Below are 16,117 nucleotides of genomic sequence, written 5' to 3'. Positions count from 1 at the left end.
ATGGACAACGGACACCTGATCGACATGGCCAACCAGATCGGCGCATTCTTCGAATCGATGCCCGATCGCGACGAAGCGCTGGCCGGCATCGCCGACCATATCCGGCGCTTCTGGGAGCCGCGGATGCGCCGCGCGCTTCTCGCGGCGCTCGACGATCCGTCATGCGAGGCCGCGCAACGTGCAGCACCGATCGTGCGCGACGCGATCGCCGCGCACCGCGCGTCCCTCGTGCCTGCCGCGGCAAAGGCCTGACCGCCCCGCTACGCGGGCCGCGACATGCCCGCGAACCAGCTTTCGCAGTGGCGCAGCAACGCGTTCGCGTCGGTCGCCGTGCGCCCGCGCGCGGCCACGTAACCGTCGGGCCGGAGCAGGTAAAACGACGGCCGCGAGCGGCCGTATTCCTGCGCAAGCCCGGCATCCCCGCCTTCGGCATCGGTGACGCGCCAGACGCGCACCGCGTCCGGCATGATCCGTTCGAGCCCCTGCGCAAGCACCTGCGCATCGGCCGGTATCGGCGGCAACGCGCCGGCGTCGGCATCCGGCGGTTCTTCCAGCAGCAGCAACGTGAAGCTCGCCGGATCGTGCAGGTCGTATAGCCGCGCCGTGCCGGGCGCCTGACCGAGCGGCCCGTCGACCACGCGCACGTACGCATCGGGTGCCCGCTCACCCGCGCGCGGCCCGCCGTCGAGCACGCGCTCCAGCGTGAGCGGGCTCTTCCGGTACTGCACGCCGAGTTCGCTGACCGTACGCCGCACGGCGTCGCGCATCGGCCCGAACGACGCCAGCAGCGGCACGACATGATCGCGCAGCAGCTTCATCGCGCCGCGCTCGGCTTCGACGACCTGCGTGACGAAACCGGTCTGCCGCAACACGTCGCGCTCGATCGGATGACGTTCCGCGTGATACGTGTCGAGAAGCCGTTCGGGCGTGCCCGCGCCGAGCACGCGCGCGAGCTTCCAGCCAAGATTGAACGCTTCCTGGATGCCGGTGTTCATGCCCTGCGCCCCGGCCGGGCTGTGGACGTGCGCGGCGTCGCCCGCGAAGAACACGCGGCCGTGACGCAGCCGGTCGACCATCCGGCTGTGCAGATGAAAATAGGACGACCACGCGAGATCGCTCGGCGAGATCGACGCGCCGGCACGGGCACGCACGATCGCGTCGCATTCCGCGAGCGACGGGACCGGCGCATCGGACGACGCGTCGCTGCCGGGCGGCCGGTCGGCCACGAGCCGGTAACGGCCGCCGCCCATCGGAAACAGGCCGGCCATGCCTTCGGGCGTCGCGAACAGGTGGATCTCTTCGTCCGACCAGTCGGGTATCGCCGCGAAATCGGCGAGCAGGAACGTCTGCTCGAACGCCTGCCCGGTGAAGCCCAGGCCGAGCAGATGCCTGACCGTGCTGTGCGCGCCGTCGGCGGCGATCAGGTACGACGGCGCGAACGATTCGTCACGACCGTCGGCGCGGCGGATCGTCACGTCGAGCGACGCGCCGCCCGCATCGCATGCGGTCAGCGTCGCGCCGCGCTCGACCGTCACGCCGAGCCGGGCCAGATGCTCGGCGAGCAGGCGCTCGGTGACGGTCTGGTCGAGAAACAGCAGGTACGGATAGCGCGTGTGCAGCGGATCGAAATCGAGCCGCGCGATCACGCGGCCGTCGGCATGGAGCGCGGCTGCATGCGCACGATGGCCGAGCGCGAGAAACGGTTCGACCGCGCGATGCTGCTCCAGCAGTTCGAGCGTGCGCGCCTGGATGCCGATCGCGCGCGAATGCGGCGCGGGCGCGGCAAGCCGATCGATGATGCGCACCGGCACGCGGGCTCGCGCGAGGCTCATCGCCGCGGCAAGGCCGGTCGGCCCCGCACCGACGATCAGCACGGGCCGGATATCGGGCAGTGTGTCAGCCATGAGAACCTCGATGACACGCGATCCTGCAAGTCTACGCCGCTCCACGTGACGGGGCCATATGCCGATCGGCCGACGCGCGGCGGCGCCGCGCGGTGTGGGAAAATACGCCCTTTCCGTCAGTTTTCGCGTCATGGATACCGCATTCGACCGAGCGTATGCCGCACACCGCGCGGGCCGCCTCGCCGAGGCCGAGCACGGCTATCGCAACGCGCTCGCCTCCGATCCCGCCAACGCCGACGCGCTGCATCTGTTCGGCGTGCTGCGGCACCAGCAGGGCCAGCACGCCGAGGCGGCCGACCTCGTCGGCCGCGCCGTCGCGCTGCGTCCGGACGATGCCGCGCTGCAGCTCAATCTCGGCAACGCGCTGAAGGCGCTCGGCCGGCTCGACGAAGCGGTCGACCGCTTTCGCAACGCGCTGACGCTCGCGCCCGAATTTCCGCTCGCGCACTACAACCTCGGCAACGCGTATGCGGCGCTGCAGCGCCACGACGATGCGATCGACGCATTCGGCCGCGCGCTGCGGCTCACGCCCGACGATGCATCGATCCACAACAATCTCGGCAACGCGCTGAACGCGCTCGGCCGCCACGACGACGCGCTCGCCGCGTTCCATCGCGCGCTCGAGTTGCGGCCGGGGCATGCGGGGGCGCACAACAACCTCGCGATGGCGCTGAACGCGATGGGCCGCGCCGACGATGCGATCGCGCACTTCCAGGCCGCGATCGCCGCGCAGCCGCGCTTCGTCGCCGCGCACTTCAATCTCGGCAACACGTTCGACGCGGTCGGCCGGCATGCCGAGGCGGCCGCCGCGTTCGAAGCCGCGCTCGCGCTGCATCCGCCGTTTCCGCTCGCGCTGTTCGGGCTCGCGAACGCACTGAGCGCGCAGGCGCGCCACCGCGACGCGCTGCCCTTCTACGAGCGAGCGGTCGGTCTCGATCCGTCGTTCAGCCTGGCCTGGCTGAACCTCGGCAACGCACATCACGCGCTCGGTGCGCACGAGATGGCGCTGCGCGCGTTCGACCAGGCGCTGCGTGTCGCCCCCGATCTCACGCTGGCACGGCTGCACCGCGCGGTCACGCTGCTGACGCTCGGCGACTTCACGCGCGGCCTGCCCGCCTATGAAGCGCGCCACGACACGCCGGGCGCGACGCCGCTCGGCACGCTGCCGCGCTGGCAAGGCGAACCGATTGCGTCGCGTACGCTGCTGATCCGCGCGGAACAGGGCTTCGGCGACACGCTGCAGTTCGTCCGCTTCGTGCCGCTCGCCCGCGCGCGCTGCGCGCGCGTCGTGCTCGAAGTCCAGCCGGAACTCGTTACGCTGCTGGCGCCGGCGGCCGCGCGCTGGCGCGTGACCCTCGTCGCACAGGGCACCGCGAAACCGCCTGCCGCGGATGTCGCCTGCACGCTGATGAGCTTGCCGTTCCTGCTCGGGCTTCAGGCGGAGGACATCGTCGCGGGCTCGCGCTACCTCGACGCCCCCGACGGCGCCGGCAGGCGCTTTCGCGGCTCGCTCGGCGGGCAGTCGAAGCGCAAGTTCGGCCTTGCATGGTCGGGGCGCCGGCAGGCGCAGGAAAACCGCTCGATGCCGTTCGACGCGCTCGCGCCGCTGCTCGCGCTGCCGGATATCGACTGGATCGTGCTGCAACCCGCACTCGACGAGGACGAACGCGCGCGCGTCGACGCGCATCCGCGCGTGCACCGGTTCGACGGCCGGTTGAACGACTTTGCCGACACGGCCGCGCTGATCGAACGGCTCGACGGCGTCGTCACGATCGATACCGCGGTCGCGCACCTCGCCGGCGCGCTCGGCAAGCCACTGTGGGTCATGCTGCCGTTCGCGCCCGACTGGCGGTGGTTCACCGGCGACGACTGCCCGTGGTATCCGCAGGCCAGGCTCGCCCGCCAGCCCGCACCGGGGCAATGGCTCGACGTGGCGACAGCAGTCGCCGGCATGCTGCGCGAAGCCTGAACGCGGACGAAAAAAGGGAGCGCCGTTCACCCGGGCTCCCTTTGTCCATGCGACGCGCGCGGCCGGCGCCGCGCGACAGGCGCTTGCCCGTCAGGCCGCCTTGTACTGGTTGCGAGCCTCGGGCGTGCGATACAGCACGAGTGTCGCGATCAGCCCGCAAATCGCGGCAACGCTCAGCCACAGCCCCGGCGCGGCCTTGTTGCCGGTCTGATGAATCAGCAGCGTCGAGATCGCGGGCGTGAAGCCGCCGATCGTCGTCGCCAGGCTGTATGCCAGCGAGAAACCGGCCGTGCGCACGTCGGCCGGCATCACTTCGGTCAGCGCGACGACCATTGCGCCGTTATACGACGCATACAGGAATGACAGCCACAGCTCGACCGCGAGCAGCCGCAGGAACGACGGATCGCCGACGAGCCACAGCACGGCCGGGTAAGCCGACAGTAGCGTCAGCACGGTAAACGCAATCAGCACCGGGCGGCGACCGATGCGGTCGGACAACGCACCGGACAGCGGCAGCCACACGAGATTGGAAATCCCCACGCAGACGGTCACGACGAGCGCGTCGAGCGACGACAGGTGTAGCACTTCCTTGCCGAACGTCGGCGTATAGGCGGTAATCATGTAGAACGACACCGTCGTCATGATCACCATCCCCATGCCCGCCACCACGACGCCCCAGTTGTCGAGCATCGAACGCATGATCTCGCCCATCGTCGGACGATGACGCTTCGCGAGGAACTCGTCGGTCTCCTTCAGCGAACGCCGGATCAGGAACAGGAACGGCACGATCAGGCAGCCGATCAGGAACGGAATGCGCCAACCCCACGCGGTCATCTCCTCGACCGGCAGCGCACGGTTGAGCAGCACGCCGACGAACGCGGCGAACACCACGGCCACCTGCTGGCTGCCCGACTGCCACGACGTATAGAACCCCTTGTGGCCCTTCGTCGCGATCTCCGACAGGTAGACCGACACGCCGCCGAGTTCGACGCCCGCCGAAAAGCCCTGCAGCAGCCGGCCGAGCAGCACGAGCACCGGCGCGAGCACGCCGATCGTCGCGTAGCCGGGTATCGCGGCCACCGTGAGCGTGCCGAGCGCCATCAGCCCGAGTGTCAGGATCAGCCCCTTGCGCCGGCCGTGGTGATCGATGTACGCACCGAGCACGATCGCGCCGACCGGGCGCATCAGGAAGCCCGCGCCGAACACCGACAGCGACAGCATCAGCGACGCGAATGCGTTGCCGCTCGGAAAGTAGGTTTTCGCGATGGCCGACGCGTAATAGCCGTAGACCATGAAGTCGTACATTTCCAGGAAGTTGCCGCTGACGACGCGGAACACGGTGCGGAATTTCGATTCCTGCGTGATGGCGTGTGACGCTGTGGACATGTTTTTCTCGCTCAGCTCGGATGGCGCGAATCCGCGCCGCATGGATCCGACGACGCACGCGGCGCCGGGCCGGCGCGCACGGGCATCGCTGCCCGCCGGCGGCGCGCCGCGCGACGACGCGCGCACCGGCATGGTTCGCGCATCATGCCACGCCAACCCGACATTTGCCTTGTGCCGCCGCGACCGTTGCCATTGCCGTCGCGGCACTCTTCTCGTACGAGTCGCCCAAAATCGGGAGCAAAAATCGGATTGATCTGATCGACCTGCTCTCGCCACCTGACCACAATGTCACGATTTGCGACGACATTTCCGCGCCGCGGCCGGCAAGGTTGCCCGTGTCGCACGGCGTACCGCCCTCATGACCCCATCGCCACTCGTCCCCGTCGAAAGTGCACTCGCCCGCCCTCGCGTCAAGCCGCTCGATATCGCTCCGTCGTTCGGCCGCGAATGGACCTTTCGCGGCGCGCCCGGTGCACGGCCCGACAGGCACTGTCTCGCCACGCTGACGACATCCTGCATCGACGTCGACCGGCCGCACAGCGCATGCCGCTGGCAGCCGCGGTCCGTGGCGTTATCGATGCCGGTTTCGGCTGGCGCGCCGGTCGTGCCGGCTGCCATTGCCGGCACGCGCATCCGCCGCTCTCACGACCGGCGTGCGCGGTATGCGATCTGCTGGAGCATCGGCGCGCTCGGCATCATCGGCTGGCTGATCGCCGCATATGAACCGCCTGCGGGCTTCGGGCCCACATACGCGATTCAAGCGGCCGGCAGCGTGCCGGATCACGCTACGTCGTGGTCCGGCACCGTGCAGGTCGCGACGGTACAGCCGGGTACGTCGACGAGCACGCCACCGCAGCACACGATGGCCGCGCCTGTCGCGACAACGGCCGAAGCGCCGCAGGTCATGCACCACGTCACGCGTCGTCCGGCACCGCTTCGTCCCGACGCAACGTCCAACGTGCCGCCCGCGGCCATTGCATCGTCACCCCGTTCGAACGACAAACGCGGCGCGACGGCAGCACCGGCCCGGCCCGCGGCCGCGTCGCGGCTGGCCGCGCGCCCACCGGTCCGGAGCAGCACGGTTGCCCCACGCGCACATGATCAGTTCGCCCCCGCGTCGCCCGCAATCGCCGAACCACGCGACACGCTCGACGATCCGCTCACGCTGATCGCAATGGCAAGCGCGCTGCGCGCTACCCAACCCGAGCGCCCATCGCACACGCCCGCCGCCGGTTTCGACTGGACGGCACAACTGTCCCACCGCCGCCTGACCGATACGCCGGACGCGTTCGCACGCTGACGGCCGCACCATGAAAAAAACCCGGCGAAGCGCGCTTCGCCGGGTTTTGCCCGTCTCTCTCCGTCCGTCTGACGAATCGTTACTTGTGTGCCGGCAGCCCCGTCTCGGTCTGCTTCTCGAGTTGCCGCACCTGCTCCTGCAGATCACGCAACTGCATCTGCGCGGCCCGCTTCTCGACCTGCAGCGCCTGTGCCTGCTCCTGCGCCGAACGCTGCCGTTGCGCGACTTCGGCCTGCTGGCTACGCGCAACGCTCAGGTCGGCCTGCAACTGCTGCGCGCGGTTCGCCTGCAGCGCGATCACGCGCTCGAGAAACGCTTTCTGCGCCTCCAGCTCGGTACGACGGATCTCGATATCGGCGAGTTGTACGGTCTGCTGAACGAAGTTCGCGTACACCATCTCCGCGCGGCGCTTCTCCTGCGACCGGATCACACGCCACAGGTGCTTGTCCTGGAACAGCGCGACGTAGTACGTCATCTCGCGCGGATCGAACATCAGGCTCGCACCGTAGCTGCCGTTGTACGTCGTGCGCATTTCGACGATCCGGCCATCGTGCAGCATCTGCGTCAGCTCGGCGACGTTGCCTTGCGCGGATGCATCCGTCGCCACCGTGGCGGACGCCGCCGCGTCGCCGCGCAGGCTCGTGACCGCCGGGCGCGTACCGGCGGCCGGCGCGGTCGCGTCGGCGGACCAGGCCGTGCCTGCTTGCGTGCAGGCAGCCAGCGCAACGATCCACGTTGCGCATCGTGCAGGGGAAAAATTTCGGAAAACCAACGTCGGACTCCGGCGAACGAATCGGAACTCGCGATTATCGTTCAAAACGAAATGGCCGCATCTCGAATTTATCGGGATGCGGCCGGCCTTCGTACGACGCGAAAAAAGTGGCTGGCTACAGGCGGGTTTCGCGCGCCGCGCGCAGGAACGCATCGAGCAGCGGCGTGCAGTCGAGCAGCTCCGAGCCGCCGGCGCGATGGAACTCGGGGTGCCACTGCACGCCGACGACGAACGGCGAACGCCGATGACGAATGCCCTCGATGATCCCGTCGCCCGCCGACACGGCCTCGATGTTCAGATCGCGGCCGAGATCGCGGATCGCCTGATGGTGAATCGAGTTGACGATCGCCTCGCTGCGCCCGGGGAACATGCTCGCGAGCGTCGACGAATCGGGAAAGCGGATCGCGTGTCGATGCTGGTCGTAATGCTCGCTCACGTGCGCATTCGCGGTGGGCACGTCGGTGGCGATGTCCTGGTACAGCGAGCCGCCGAACGCGACGTTGATCAACTGGCAGCCGCGGCACACGCCGAGGACGGGTTTGCCGGATTCGACGAACTCGTGCAGCAGCTCGAGTTCGTACATGTCGCGCACGCGATCGCCCGGCCATTCGGGGCGGGCGTCGGACGCGGCGTAGGTTTGCGGCGATACATCGGCGCCGCCCTGCAGCAGCAGCCCGTCGAGATGCTTCGCGTAGTCGCGCAGGCGGATGTTGCTCGGGTGAATCATGCCCTGGTGGCCGACGGTCGGAATCATGAACACGAGCACGTCGCGCGACATCACCCAGTGCGCGATCGATTCCTCGAGATACTGCAGCGTCTTGCCCCGCAGCCCCTTCGCACCCGGTTCCGGATGGAAGATCCGCGCCGACACGCCGATGCGCAGCGTGCGCTGCGTGATGCGCTGGCCGGCGCGGTCGAACAGCCGGCGCGCGCGCGCGGCCACGATCCGGCCGAACACCGACCACGGCGTGTCGCTCTGCTTCAGGTAGGCCGGCGGCGCATTCTGCGCGCTCGCCGGCGGCGGGCGCGGCGTGTCGAAGTCGGGCTGCGCGCCGAACCCCGGCGGCGGCGCGCCATGCTTCGGCGGCGTGGCAGCAGCGCCATCGATGGCGGTGCCCGTTGCACCGGGCGCACCCGGCTCGGACGCCGCAGTGACCGGCGACGCGCCGTCCGCGGCGACGTTCTGCGCGGCGGCCTGGGCTGCCGGCGCATCGGGCGCTTTCGCCGGATCGGTACGGGGGGAATCGGAAGAAACGGAGGAGGTGCCGGGCAGACCGGCCGGGGAAGGCGTGTTTTCGCTCATGACGATGGTCTGGTACGTCGCTCACGCGTATGGATAAACGAGGATTCATTATGCGTCAGCGCACGATCGCGCGGCAAACCTGCAACATCCTGTCGATATTGTTGCAAGTCGGCGGCAAACTGCGCCGGCAAGCGCCCCCGCCCCTCGCGCCGGCAAGCCGGTGCACCGCCGCCGGTACTGGACACCAGTGATATATCACAATAATATCCAGCCATCGTCCACGCTTCCCGATCGCCCGCGCCATGATCGCGCCCCGCCCCGCCGCCGCGCCGCACCCCGCATGAATGCCCTGACCGACGTCACCCGCGACCGCCCCGCCGCACCGGCGGCCAGCCTCGCCGACCGCGCGTACGCACTGATCCAGCGCGACATCATCACGATGCGCCTGAAGCCCGGTGCCGCACTCAACGAAGCCGACCTCGTCGCCCGCACCGGGATCGGCCGCACGCCGGTGCACCAGGCCGTGCATCGGCTCGTGCTCGAAGGGCTGCTGTCCGTGATGCCGCGCAAGGGATTGATGGTGCAGCCGCTGTCGCTCGACGACATCGTCGCGGTGATCGACGTGCGGCGCATCAACGAAGCGCACTGCGCGGAACTCGCCGCGCGCCATGCGGCGCCCGACGATCTCGCGCGCCTGGCCGCGCTGCTCGACGAAGGACAGGCATGCGTCGACACGCACGACGTCGAGGGCATGATGGAACTCGACCGCGCGTTCCACCAGGCGATCGCCGCGGCCGCGCGCAATGCGGTTCTCGCCGAGATCCTGCGCGCGCTGCACGAACGCTCGCTGCGCTTCTGGTTCGTCACGCTGTCCGAACCCCACCATCTCGCCGACGTCCAGCACGAGCATCGCGAACTGTTCGACCGGCTGTCCGCGCGCGACGCCGCCGGCGCACGCGCGGCCGTCGAAAACCATATCGACTCGTTCCGCTCCACGCTTCTTCAACATCTTCGCCCCTGAGCCGCCATGACCACTTTCACGCCCTTTCCCCCGCTCGCCCAGCTCGCTGCCGACCTTGCCGCCGGCCGGACCACGAGCCGCGCGCTCGTCGACACCGCGCTCGACCGGATCGCCGATCCGTCGGGCCAGGGTGCGGTCGTCTTCACCGAAGTCGATGCCGACAACGCGCGTGCCGCCGCCGACGCGCACGACCGGCTGCGCGCCGCGGGCACCGTGCTGTCGCCGCTCGCGGGCATTCCCGTGTCGGTCAAGGACCTGTTCGACGTCGCGGGCCAGGTGACGCGCGCGGGTTCGCGCGTGCTCGACGGCGCGCCGGCTGCGCGCACCGATGCGGTCGCCGTCGCCCGGCTCAAGCGGGCGGGCGCGGTGCTGGTCGGCCGCACCAACATGAGCGAGTTCGCGTTCTCGGGGCTCGGGCTGAATCCGCACTTCGGCCACCCGCGCTCGCCGTACCACCGCGACGTGCCGGGCGACGCACGGATTTCCGGCGGCTCGTCGTCCGGCGCGGCCGCGTCCGTCGCCGACGGGATGGCCGCCGTCGCGCTCGGCACCGACACGGGCGGCTCGATCCGCATTCCGGCGGCGCTGTGCGGGCTGACGGGATTCAAGCCGACCGCGAGCCGGATCCCGACACAAGGCGGCGTCCCGCTGTCGACGACGCTCGACTCGTTCGGCCCGATCGGCCTGACGGTCGCCTGCTGCGCGCTCGTCGACCGGATGCTCGCGGGCCTCGAACCGCACGTGCCGGCCGCCCGGCCGCTCGAGGGCGTACGGCTCGGCGTGCTGACGAACTACGTGACGGACGGTGTCGATGCCGACGTCGCGGCCGCGCTCGACGCCGCGCTCAAGCATCTCGAAGCCGCCGGCGCGATCGTCACGGAAGTGCGCTTCCCGGCGCTCGACCGGCTGCCGGACGTCAACCGCTTCGGCTTCTCGCCGATCGAGGCCTACGCATGGCATCGCCCGCTGCTCGCTCGGCACCGCGACCAGTACGATCCGCGCGTGCTCACGCGGATCCTGAAGGGCGAACCCGCGAGCGCGGCCGACTATCTCGACCTGCTCGCCGCGCGCACCGCGATGCTCGACGAAGCCGCGCACACGGTCTGGGCGCGCTTCGATGCGCTCGTCGCGCCGACGGTGCCGGTCGTGCCGCCGCGCATCGCCGACCTCGAAACGGACGACGCCGCGTTCACGCGCACCAACGCGCTGATCCTGCGCAACCCGAGCGCGTTCAACTTCCTCGACGCGTGCGCGCTGTCGCTGCCGTGCCATCCGCGCGACGCGGCGCCGGTCGGCCTGATGCTCGCGGCCGCACCGCATCGCGACGACGCGCTGCTCGCGATCGGCCAGGCCGTCGAGGCCGTGCTCAATACGATCCGCTGAACGCAGCCAGCCGAGCGCCAGCGGACAGGGCGCGCGGTGCGGCAGGTTGCCGCACGCGCGCTGTCAGTTTCGTGCCAGACCGTTCGCGCTAAAATCGCGCGATTGTTTTCCGGACCGACCCCACGAGGAACCCCGCCGACATGAACGACTACACGCTCGCAATCCGCCGCGAACGCCGCCTGCTGATGCTGCTCGGCTGGGTGTGCATCGCCCTGCTGGCCGGTGCGCTCTACCTGCAGTACGTGAAGAACGAAGATCCCTGCCCGCTGTGCATCATCCAGCGCTACTTCTTCTGCGCGATCGGGATCTTCGCGTTCCTGGCCGCCGGGATCCGCAACTGGCGCGTCATCTGGGTGCTCGAGCTGCTGATCGCGATCGCCGCGGCCGGCGGCGTCGGCACGGCCGCCCGCCATCTGTCGATCCAGATGAATCCGGGCTTCAGCTGCGGCTTCGACACGCTGCAGCCGATCGTCGACAGCCTGCCGCCCGCGCAGTGGTTCCCCGGCATGTTCAAGGTCGCCGGGCTGTGCGAGACCGTCTACCCGCCGATCTTCGGCATCCTGCTGCCCGGCTGGGCGCTGATCGGCTTCGCCGCGATCCTGGTTGCCGTCGTCGCGAGCCTCTGGCGCCATCGCCGCAAGCTCGCGGCCTGACCGGCCGGTTTCGCACCGGCCTGCGTGCGGCCCGCTCACCCGGGCCGCACGCCGCCGGCCGGCAAGCCCGGCACCGGAGCACTCGCCGAACCGGCCCGGCCGGTCGCCCCTGACCGGCCGTCCCCGGGCGGCCCCGCGTAAACACCTACCTCGCCGCCGCCCGGATAGCCTGGCGAACGCGCATCGCGCGACTTCCGCGCCCAGCCCCGCCACGCCTGCGTTTTGGCCCGATGTGCACGCATCGGCGCCCCGATCCCGGGCGGCGGGCCTATGATCGACATGATCGCCTCCTGATAGCCCGGATCACCGCCCCGCGATGTTCCCGCCGCCGTGCGGTGCTATCTTCGGGACTGGATGGCGATCTACGTGCGCGAGGCCAGGCGGTCTCCCCACCCCTGCGTAACGCGCGCCCGATCCGCAATGTCGACTGGATTCATCATGACAACGCAAACCATCCGCATCCGTCACCCTCATGGCGTCCGCGCATCCGGCGGTGCCGTCCGCGCGCACCGTCGCCGCGCCGCCGCACCGCATTCGCCGTGCGGCCGGCCCGCTCCGTTCCCGTCCGTCATCGTAGCCGCCACGCTCGCCAGCCCGCGCCGCGTGTCGCGCCGCGTCGTTTCGCAAGGGGTGTGCTGATGGAAGCCTGGCTCGGCGATCTGCAGCAACTGCTCGCGCACGGCGAAGCCGCCGTGCTCGTGACGGTCGCGCACACCGACGGCTCCGCGCCGCGCGAAGCCGGCACCAAGATGCTCGTCACGCGCGACACGGCCCGCCATACGATCGGCGGCGGTCATCTGGAATGGAAGGCGATCGAGATCGCGCGGCATCTGCTGAAGGACGGCGCGCACGTGCCGCACGCGCGCCGGCTCGAACGGCTCGCGCTCGGCCCGAGTCTCGGCCAGTGCTGCGGCGGCGCCGTGGTGCTCGCGTTCGAGCGGCTCGACGTCGGCGATCTCGGCTGGATCATGTCGCTCGCGAAGCGTGTCGCGGCCGGCGCCGCGACCGTGCGTAGCGTATCATTCGGCCCCTCGCCGGGCGCGCCGCTGTTGAGCGAGCCCGAATCGGAAGCCGCGCGTGCCGACTGCCTGCTGTGGGAAACCGGCGGCGTGTCGCTGATGACCGAGACGATCGCGCCGTATGCGTTCCCCGTCGTGCTGTTCGGCGCCGGGCACATCGGCACCGCGCTCGTGAAGGTGCTGGCGACGCTGCCGTGCCAGGTGCGCTGGATCGACGGGCCCGATGCGGTGTTCCCGCCGGCCGACGCACTCGCCGGCATCGGCAACCTCGCGATCGAGGCGGCCGCTGCCCCGGCCGACGCCGTCGACACGGCGCCGCCGCAGTCCTACTTCGTCGTGATGACGCACGACCACGCACTCGATTTCGTGCTGGCCGAGCGCATCCTGCGACGCGGCGACTATGCATACTTCGGGATGACCGGCTCGCACGCCAAACGCGTGCAGTTCGATCATCGCCTCGCGGCGATCGGCATCGACCCGGCCCAGGTCGCGCGGATGCGCTGCCCGATCGGTGTCGAAGGCATCATCGACAAGGCGCCCGAAGTGATCGCGATCTCGGTGGCTGCGCAATTGCTGCAGGCCGTCGAAGCGAACGCGGCCGCGCAGGCTTCCCCTACCTACTGACCGACCAAGAACGACGCCATGACCCCGACATTCAAGGACAAGATTGCCCGCGCGCCGAAAGCGGAGCTGCACATCCACATCGAAGGCTCGCTCGAGCCCGAGCTGATCTTCGCGCTCGCGCAGCGCAACGGCGTGAAGCTCGCGTACGACTCGATCGACGCGCTGCGCGCCGCCTACGCGTTCACCGACCTGCAGTCGTTCCTCGACATCTATTACGCCGGCGCGAGCGTACTGCTGACCGAGCAGGATTTCTACGACATGACGGCCGCGTACTGCGAACGCGCGCTCGCCGACAACGTCGTCCACACCGAACTGTTCTTCGATCCGCAAACGCACACCGAACGCGGCGTGCCGATCGAGACGGTAGTCGCGGGCATCGAGCGCGCACTCGCCGATTACGAGCGGCGCGGGCTGTCGAGCAAGCTGATTCTGTGCTTCCTGCGCCACCTGTCCGAAGAGGACGCGCTCGCGACGTTCGAATCCGCGCTGCCGCTGTTCGAGCGCTATCGTCATCGCCTGATCGGCGTGGGCCTCGACTCGTCCGAACTCGGCCATCCGCCGACGAAGTTCGCGCGCGTGTTCGACAAGGCACGCGCGCTCGGGCTGAAGCTCGTCGCACATGCGGGCGAGGAAGGCCCGCCCGCGTACATCTACGAGGCGCTCGACGTGCTGAAGGTCGACCGGATCGACCACGGCGTGCGCAGCATCGAGGACGCGGCCCTGGTCGAGCGTCTCGCCAGGACGCGCACGGCACTGACCGTCTGCCCGCTGTCGAACCTCAAGCTGTGCGTGTTCGACGACATGGCGAAACACACGCTGAAGGCGCTGCTCGATCGCGGCGTCGCGGTGACGATCAACTCCGACGATCCGGCCTATTTCGGCGGCTACGTCAATGAAAACTACTTCGCGACGGCCGAAGGGCTGCAACTCACGGATGCCGAAGTCCATGCGGTGATCCGCAACGGCTTCGAGGCATCGTTCATCGAACCGGCGCAACGCGACGCACTGTACGCGCGCCTCGACGCGTACTGGCAGGCCGCCTGACGGCCCGTATCGAGGAACGCCAGACAGATGAAACACGGCAACGGCATCCGCTTCGCAACCACCGGCCCGGCATCGCGCCGGAACGGTCGCGTGCGTGCCTGCGCGGCGAGCGCGCCATTCGTCGTCGCCCGCCCGTGCTTGCCGTCGCGGTTCGCCGCTGCGTTCGCCGCCGCTCCGGTCGCGAACGCAGCGGCTGCGAGGCCCGCCGGCAACCACTCGCCGGCGGCTTCGGCCGCCACGTTCGCCCGCGCAATCGCCTCCGGTCGTGCCGCACGCAGCATGCCGCTACCGCTCGCGAAACGCCGTCCCGCCGCCCTCCGGCGTCGATCGCTTTCTTCTGTTCGCCTTACCTTGATGCAGGACCATTCGTCATGACGCAAACCGCTTTCCGTTCCCAGCTGCTGACTTTCAACGGCGACCCGGCGCAATCGAGCCAGGCCGCGAACTACGAGACCGACGGCCTCCTGATCGTCGACGACGGCAAAGTCGTCGCGGCCGGCCCGTACGCGCAGCTCGCCGCGACGCTCGCGCGCGACGCGATCGTCCACGACCTGCGCGACAAGCTGATCGTGCCCGGCTTCATCGACACGCACATCCACTATCCGCAGACGGACATGATCGCGTCGCCGGCGCCGGGCCTGCTGCCGTGGCTGGACAAGTACACGTTCCCGACCGAGCGCCAGTTCGGCGATCCCGAGCATGCGCGCGAGGTGGCCGACTTCTTCGTCGACGAACTGCTCGCCTGCGGCACGACGAGCGCGCTCGTCTACTGCACGGTGCACAAGCAGTCGGCCGATGCGCTGTTCGCGGCGAGCGACGCGCGCGACCTGCGGATGATCGCGGGCAAGGTGCTGATGGATCGCAACTGCCCCGAATTCCTGCGCGATACCGCGCAATCCGGTTATGACGACAGCGCCGAGCTGATCGGCCGCTGGCACGGCAAGGGCCGCCAGATGTACGCGCTCACGCCGCGTTTCGCGCCGACGTCGACCGAAGCGCAGCTCGAGGCGTGCAGCGAACTCGCGCGCCGCCATCCGGACGTGTTCGTACAGAGCCACGTCGCGGAGAACGTCGACGAGGTGAAATGGGTGGCCGAGCTGTTCCCCGGCCATCGCAGCTATCTCGACATCTACGACCGCTACGGGCTGCTGCGCCCGCGCGCGGTGTACGGCCACTGCATCCACCTCGACGACGAGGACCGCCGCCGGATGGCCGAGACGCGCACCGTCGTCGCGCACTGCCCGACGTCGAACTTCTTCCTCGGCAGCGGGCTGTTCGATTTCGACAAGGCCGGTGAACACGACGTGCCCGTCACGCTCGCGACCGACGTCGGCGGCGGCACGTCGTTCTCGATGCTGCAGACGATGAACGAAGCGCACAAGGTCGCGCGGCTGTCGGGCCACCACCTGACCGCGACCCGGATGTTCTGGCTCGCGACGGCCGGCGCCGCGCAGGCGCTCGACCTCGCCGACACGGTCGGCACGCTCAAGCCGCGCACCGAGGCCGACTTCGTCGTGCTCGATCCGCAGGCCACGCCGCTGCTCGCGCGCCGCACGAAGCGCGCGGATTCGCTCGAGGAACTGCTGTTCGCGTTCGCGCTGCTCGGCGACGACCGCGCGGTGTACCGCACCTATGCGGCCGGCGAACTCGTCCACGAGCGCGGGGCGGCGCGCCGCCCCGCCGCGTAACGGCGTTCCGGGGGGTGTCACGGCAGGCGCGGGCGTTCGCCGCCGCGTCTGCCTGCGGCCGCTACCCGCCTGCCGGGCCTGCTGTACGGCCGGAGCTTGCCGAACGCCAAT

General features: G+C 69.6%; 15 protein-coding genes. 11 read left to right on the top strand and 4 right to left on the bottom strand.

The genetic code is table 11. The annotated features are described in order from the left end of the window. Positions 1-252, top strand: a complete 252-nt coding sequence (locus tag E9536_RS12195; RefSeq protein ID WP_027788075.1) for a formate dehydrogenase subunit delta — start codon at positions 1-3, stop codon at positions 250-252. 8 nt (positions 253-260) lie between these two features. Here the strand turns inward: E9536_RS12195 and E9536_RS12190 are convergent, their stop codons facing one another. Continuing rightward, entirely contained in the window at positions 261-1,904 is a 1,644-nt protein-coding gene (locus E9536_RS12190) for an FAD-dependent monooxygenase (RefSeq protein ID WP_060206536.1), read from the bottom strand. A 58-nt stretch (positions 1,905-1,962) separates the two neighbouring features. Here E9536_RS12190 and E9536_RS12185 point away from each other — a divergent pair, with 58 nt between their 5' ends. Continuing rightward, entirely contained in the window at positions 1,963-3,873 is a 1,911-nt protein-coding gene (locus E9536_RS12185) for a tetratricopeptide repeat protein (protein ID WP_060193929.1), read from the top strand. A gap of 90 nt (positions 3,874-3,963) precedes the next feature. Here E9536_RS12185 and E9536_RS12180 read toward each other — a convergent pair whose 3' ends face one another. Then, positions 3,964-5,259, bottom strand: a complete 1,296-nt coding sequence (locus E9536_RS12180) for an MFS transporter (RefSeq protein ID WP_059695985.1) — start codon at positions 5,257-5,259, stop codon at positions 3,964-3,966. Between E9536_RS12180 and E9536_RS12175 the strand changes: the two genes are divergently transcribed. Together E9536_RS12175 and E9536_RS12170 are read left to right on the top strand one after the other, a co-directional pair. Beyond that, positions 5,258-5,512, top strand: a complete 255-nt coding sequence (locus E9536_RS12175; protein ID WP_134319937.1) for a hypothetical protein — start codon at positions 5,258-5,260, stop codon at positions 5,510-5,512. The genes E9536_RS12180 and E9536_RS12175 overlap by 2 nt on opposite strands. Before the next feature lie 324 nt (positions 5,513-5,836). Continuing rightward, positions 5,837-6,559, top strand: coding sequence for a hypothetical protein (locus E9536_RS12170; RefSeq protein ID WP_247873436.1), 723 nt, complete (start codon positions 5,837-5,839; stop codon positions 6,557-6,559). A 79-nt stretch (positions 6,560-6,638) separates the two neighbouring features. On the opposite strand, the gene E9536_RS12165 is transcribed toward E9536_RS12170, so the two are convergent. Next, positions 6,639-7,331 (bottom strand): DUF2968 domain-containing protein, encoded by a 693-nt coding sequence (locus E9536_RS12165; protein ID WP_136469908.1) that lies wholly within the window; start codon positions 7,329-7,331, stop codon positions 6,639-6,641. 115 nt (positions 7,332-7,446) lie between these two features. Then, positions 7,447-8,634, bottom strand: coding sequence for a type 1 glutamine amidotransferase (locus E9536_RS12160; protein WP_060311309.1), 1,188 nt, complete (start codon positions 8,632-8,634; stop codon positions 7,447-7,449). Positions 8,635-8,914: 280 nt separating this feature from the next. On the opposite strand from E9536_RS12160, the gene E9536_RS12150 reads away from it, so the two are divergent. The 7 genes from E9536_RS12150 to guaD all read left to right on the top strand — a co-directional run bounded on the left by E9536_RS12150 (position 8,915) and on the right by guaD (position 16,006). Continuing rightward, a complete protein-coding gene (locus E9536_RS12150; RefSeq protein ID WP_136469907.1) occupies positions 8,915-9,595 on the top strand; it encodes a GntR family transcriptional regulator in 681 nt (226 codons plus the stop codon). A 6-nt stretch (positions 9,596-9,601) separates the two neighbouring features. Further along, entirely contained in the window at positions 9,602-10,978 is a 1,377-nt protein-coding gene (locus E9536_RS12145) for an amidase (RefSeq protein ID WP_027788083.1), read from the top strand. Between the two features lie 140 nt (positions 10,979-11,118). Beyond that, positions 11,119-11,631 (top strand): disulfide bond formation protein B, encoded by a 513-nt coding sequence (locus tag E9536_RS12140; protein WP_027788084.1) that lies wholly within the window; start codon positions 11,119-11,121, stop codon positions 11,629-11,631. Between the two features lie 638 nt (positions 11,632-12,269). After that, positions 12,270-13,274: a xanthine dehydrogenase accessory protein XdhC gene (gene xdhC / locus E9536_RS12130; protein WP_027788085.1), complete on the top strand. Its 1,005-nt coding sequence runs from the start codon at positions 12,270-12,272 to the stop codon at positions 13,272-13,274. A gap of 18 nt (positions 13,275-13,292) precedes the next feature. Continuing rightward, complete coding sequence (locus E9536_RS12125) at positions 13,293-14,318, top strand: adenosine deaminase (protein WP_060311311.1); 1,026 nt, start codon at positions 13,293-13,295, stop codon at positions 14,316-14,318. Between the two features lie 27 nt (positions 14,319-14,345). Next, on the top strand, positions 14,346-14,693 hold the full coding sequence (locus E9536_RS12120) for a hypothetical protein (RefSeq protein ID WP_081066142.1): 348 nt from the start codon (positions 14,346-14,348) through the stop codon (positions 14,691-14,693). Continuing rightward, positions 14,690-16,006, top strand: coding sequence for a guanine deaminase (gene guaD, locus E9536_RS12115; RefSeq protein ID WP_027788087.1), 1,317 nt, complete (start codon positions 14,690-14,692; stop codon positions 16,004-16,006). Before E9536_RS12120 ends, guaD begins: the two co-directional genes overlap by 4 nt. Positions 16,007-16,117: the final 111 nt, after the last annotated feature.

Origin of the sequence: Burkholderia sp. LS-044, assembly GCF_004803625.1 — a bacterium.
In the GTDB taxonomy this organism is placed as follows: Bacteria; Pseudomonadota; Gammaproteobacteria; order Burkholderiales; family Burkholderiaceae; genus Burkholderia; species Burkholderia cepacia.
The sequence above is the reverse complement of the archived record's forward strand: the minus strand, read 5'-3'. Positions and strand labels throughout refer to the sequence as shown.

Bases quoted from the DNA above. Each gene is read 5' to 3' on its own strand.
- E9536_RS12195 (WP_027788075.1), top strand. From the start codon at position 1: ATGGACAACGGACACCTGATCGACATGGCCAACCAGATCGGCGCATTC.
- E9536_RS12190 (WP_060206536.1), bottom strand. From the start codon at position 1,904: ATGGCTGACACACTGCCCGATATCCGGCCCGTGCTGATCGTCGGTGCG.
- E9536_RS12185 (WP_060193929.1), top strand. From the start codon at position 1,963: ATGCCGATCGGCCGACGCGCGGCGGCGCCGCGCGGTGTGGGAAAATAC.
- E9536_RS12175 (WP_134319937.1), top strand. From the start codon at position 5,258: ATGTTTTTCTCGCTCAGCTCGGATGGCGCGAATCCGCGCCGCATGGAT.
- E9536_RS12180 (WP_059695985.1), bottom strand. From the start codon at position 5,259: ATGTCCACAGCGTCACACGCCATCACGCAGGAATCGAAATTCCGCACC.
- E9536_RS12170 (WP_247873436.1), top strand. From the start codon at position 5,837: ATGCCGGTTTCGGCTGGCGCGCCGGTCGTGCCGGCTGCCATTGCCGGC.
- E9536_RS12160 (WP_060311309.1), bottom strand. From the start codon at position 8,634: ATGAGCGAAAACACGCCTTCCCCGGCCGGTCTGCCCGGCACCTCCTCC.
- E9536_RS12150 (WP_136469907.1), top strand. From the start codon at position 8,915: ATGAATGCCCTGACCGACGTCACCCGCGACCGCCCCGCCGCACCGGCG.
- E9536_RS12145 (WP_027788083.1), top strand. From the start codon at position 9,602: ATGACCACTTTCACGCCCTTTCCCCCGCTCGCCCAGCTCGCTGCCGAC.
- E9536_RS12140 (WP_027788084.1), top strand. From the start codon at position 11,119: ATGAACGACTACACGCTCGCAATCCGCCGCGAACGCCGCCTGCTGATG.
- xdhC (WP_027788085.1), top strand. From the start codon at position 12,270: ATGGAAGCCTGGCTCGGCGATCTGCAGCAACTGCTCGCGCACGGCGAA.
- E9536_RS12125 (WP_060311311.1), top strand. From the start codon at position 13,293: ATGACCCCGACATTCAAGGACAAGATTGCCCGCGCGCCGAAAGCGGAG.
- E9536_RS12120 (WP_081066142.1), top strand. From the start codon at position 14,346: ATGAAACACGGCAACGGCATCCGCTTCGCAACCACCGGCCCGGCATCG.
- guaD (WP_027788087.1), top strand. From the start codon at position 14,690: ATGACGCAAACCGCTTTCCGTTCCCAGCTGCTGACTTTCAACGGCGAC.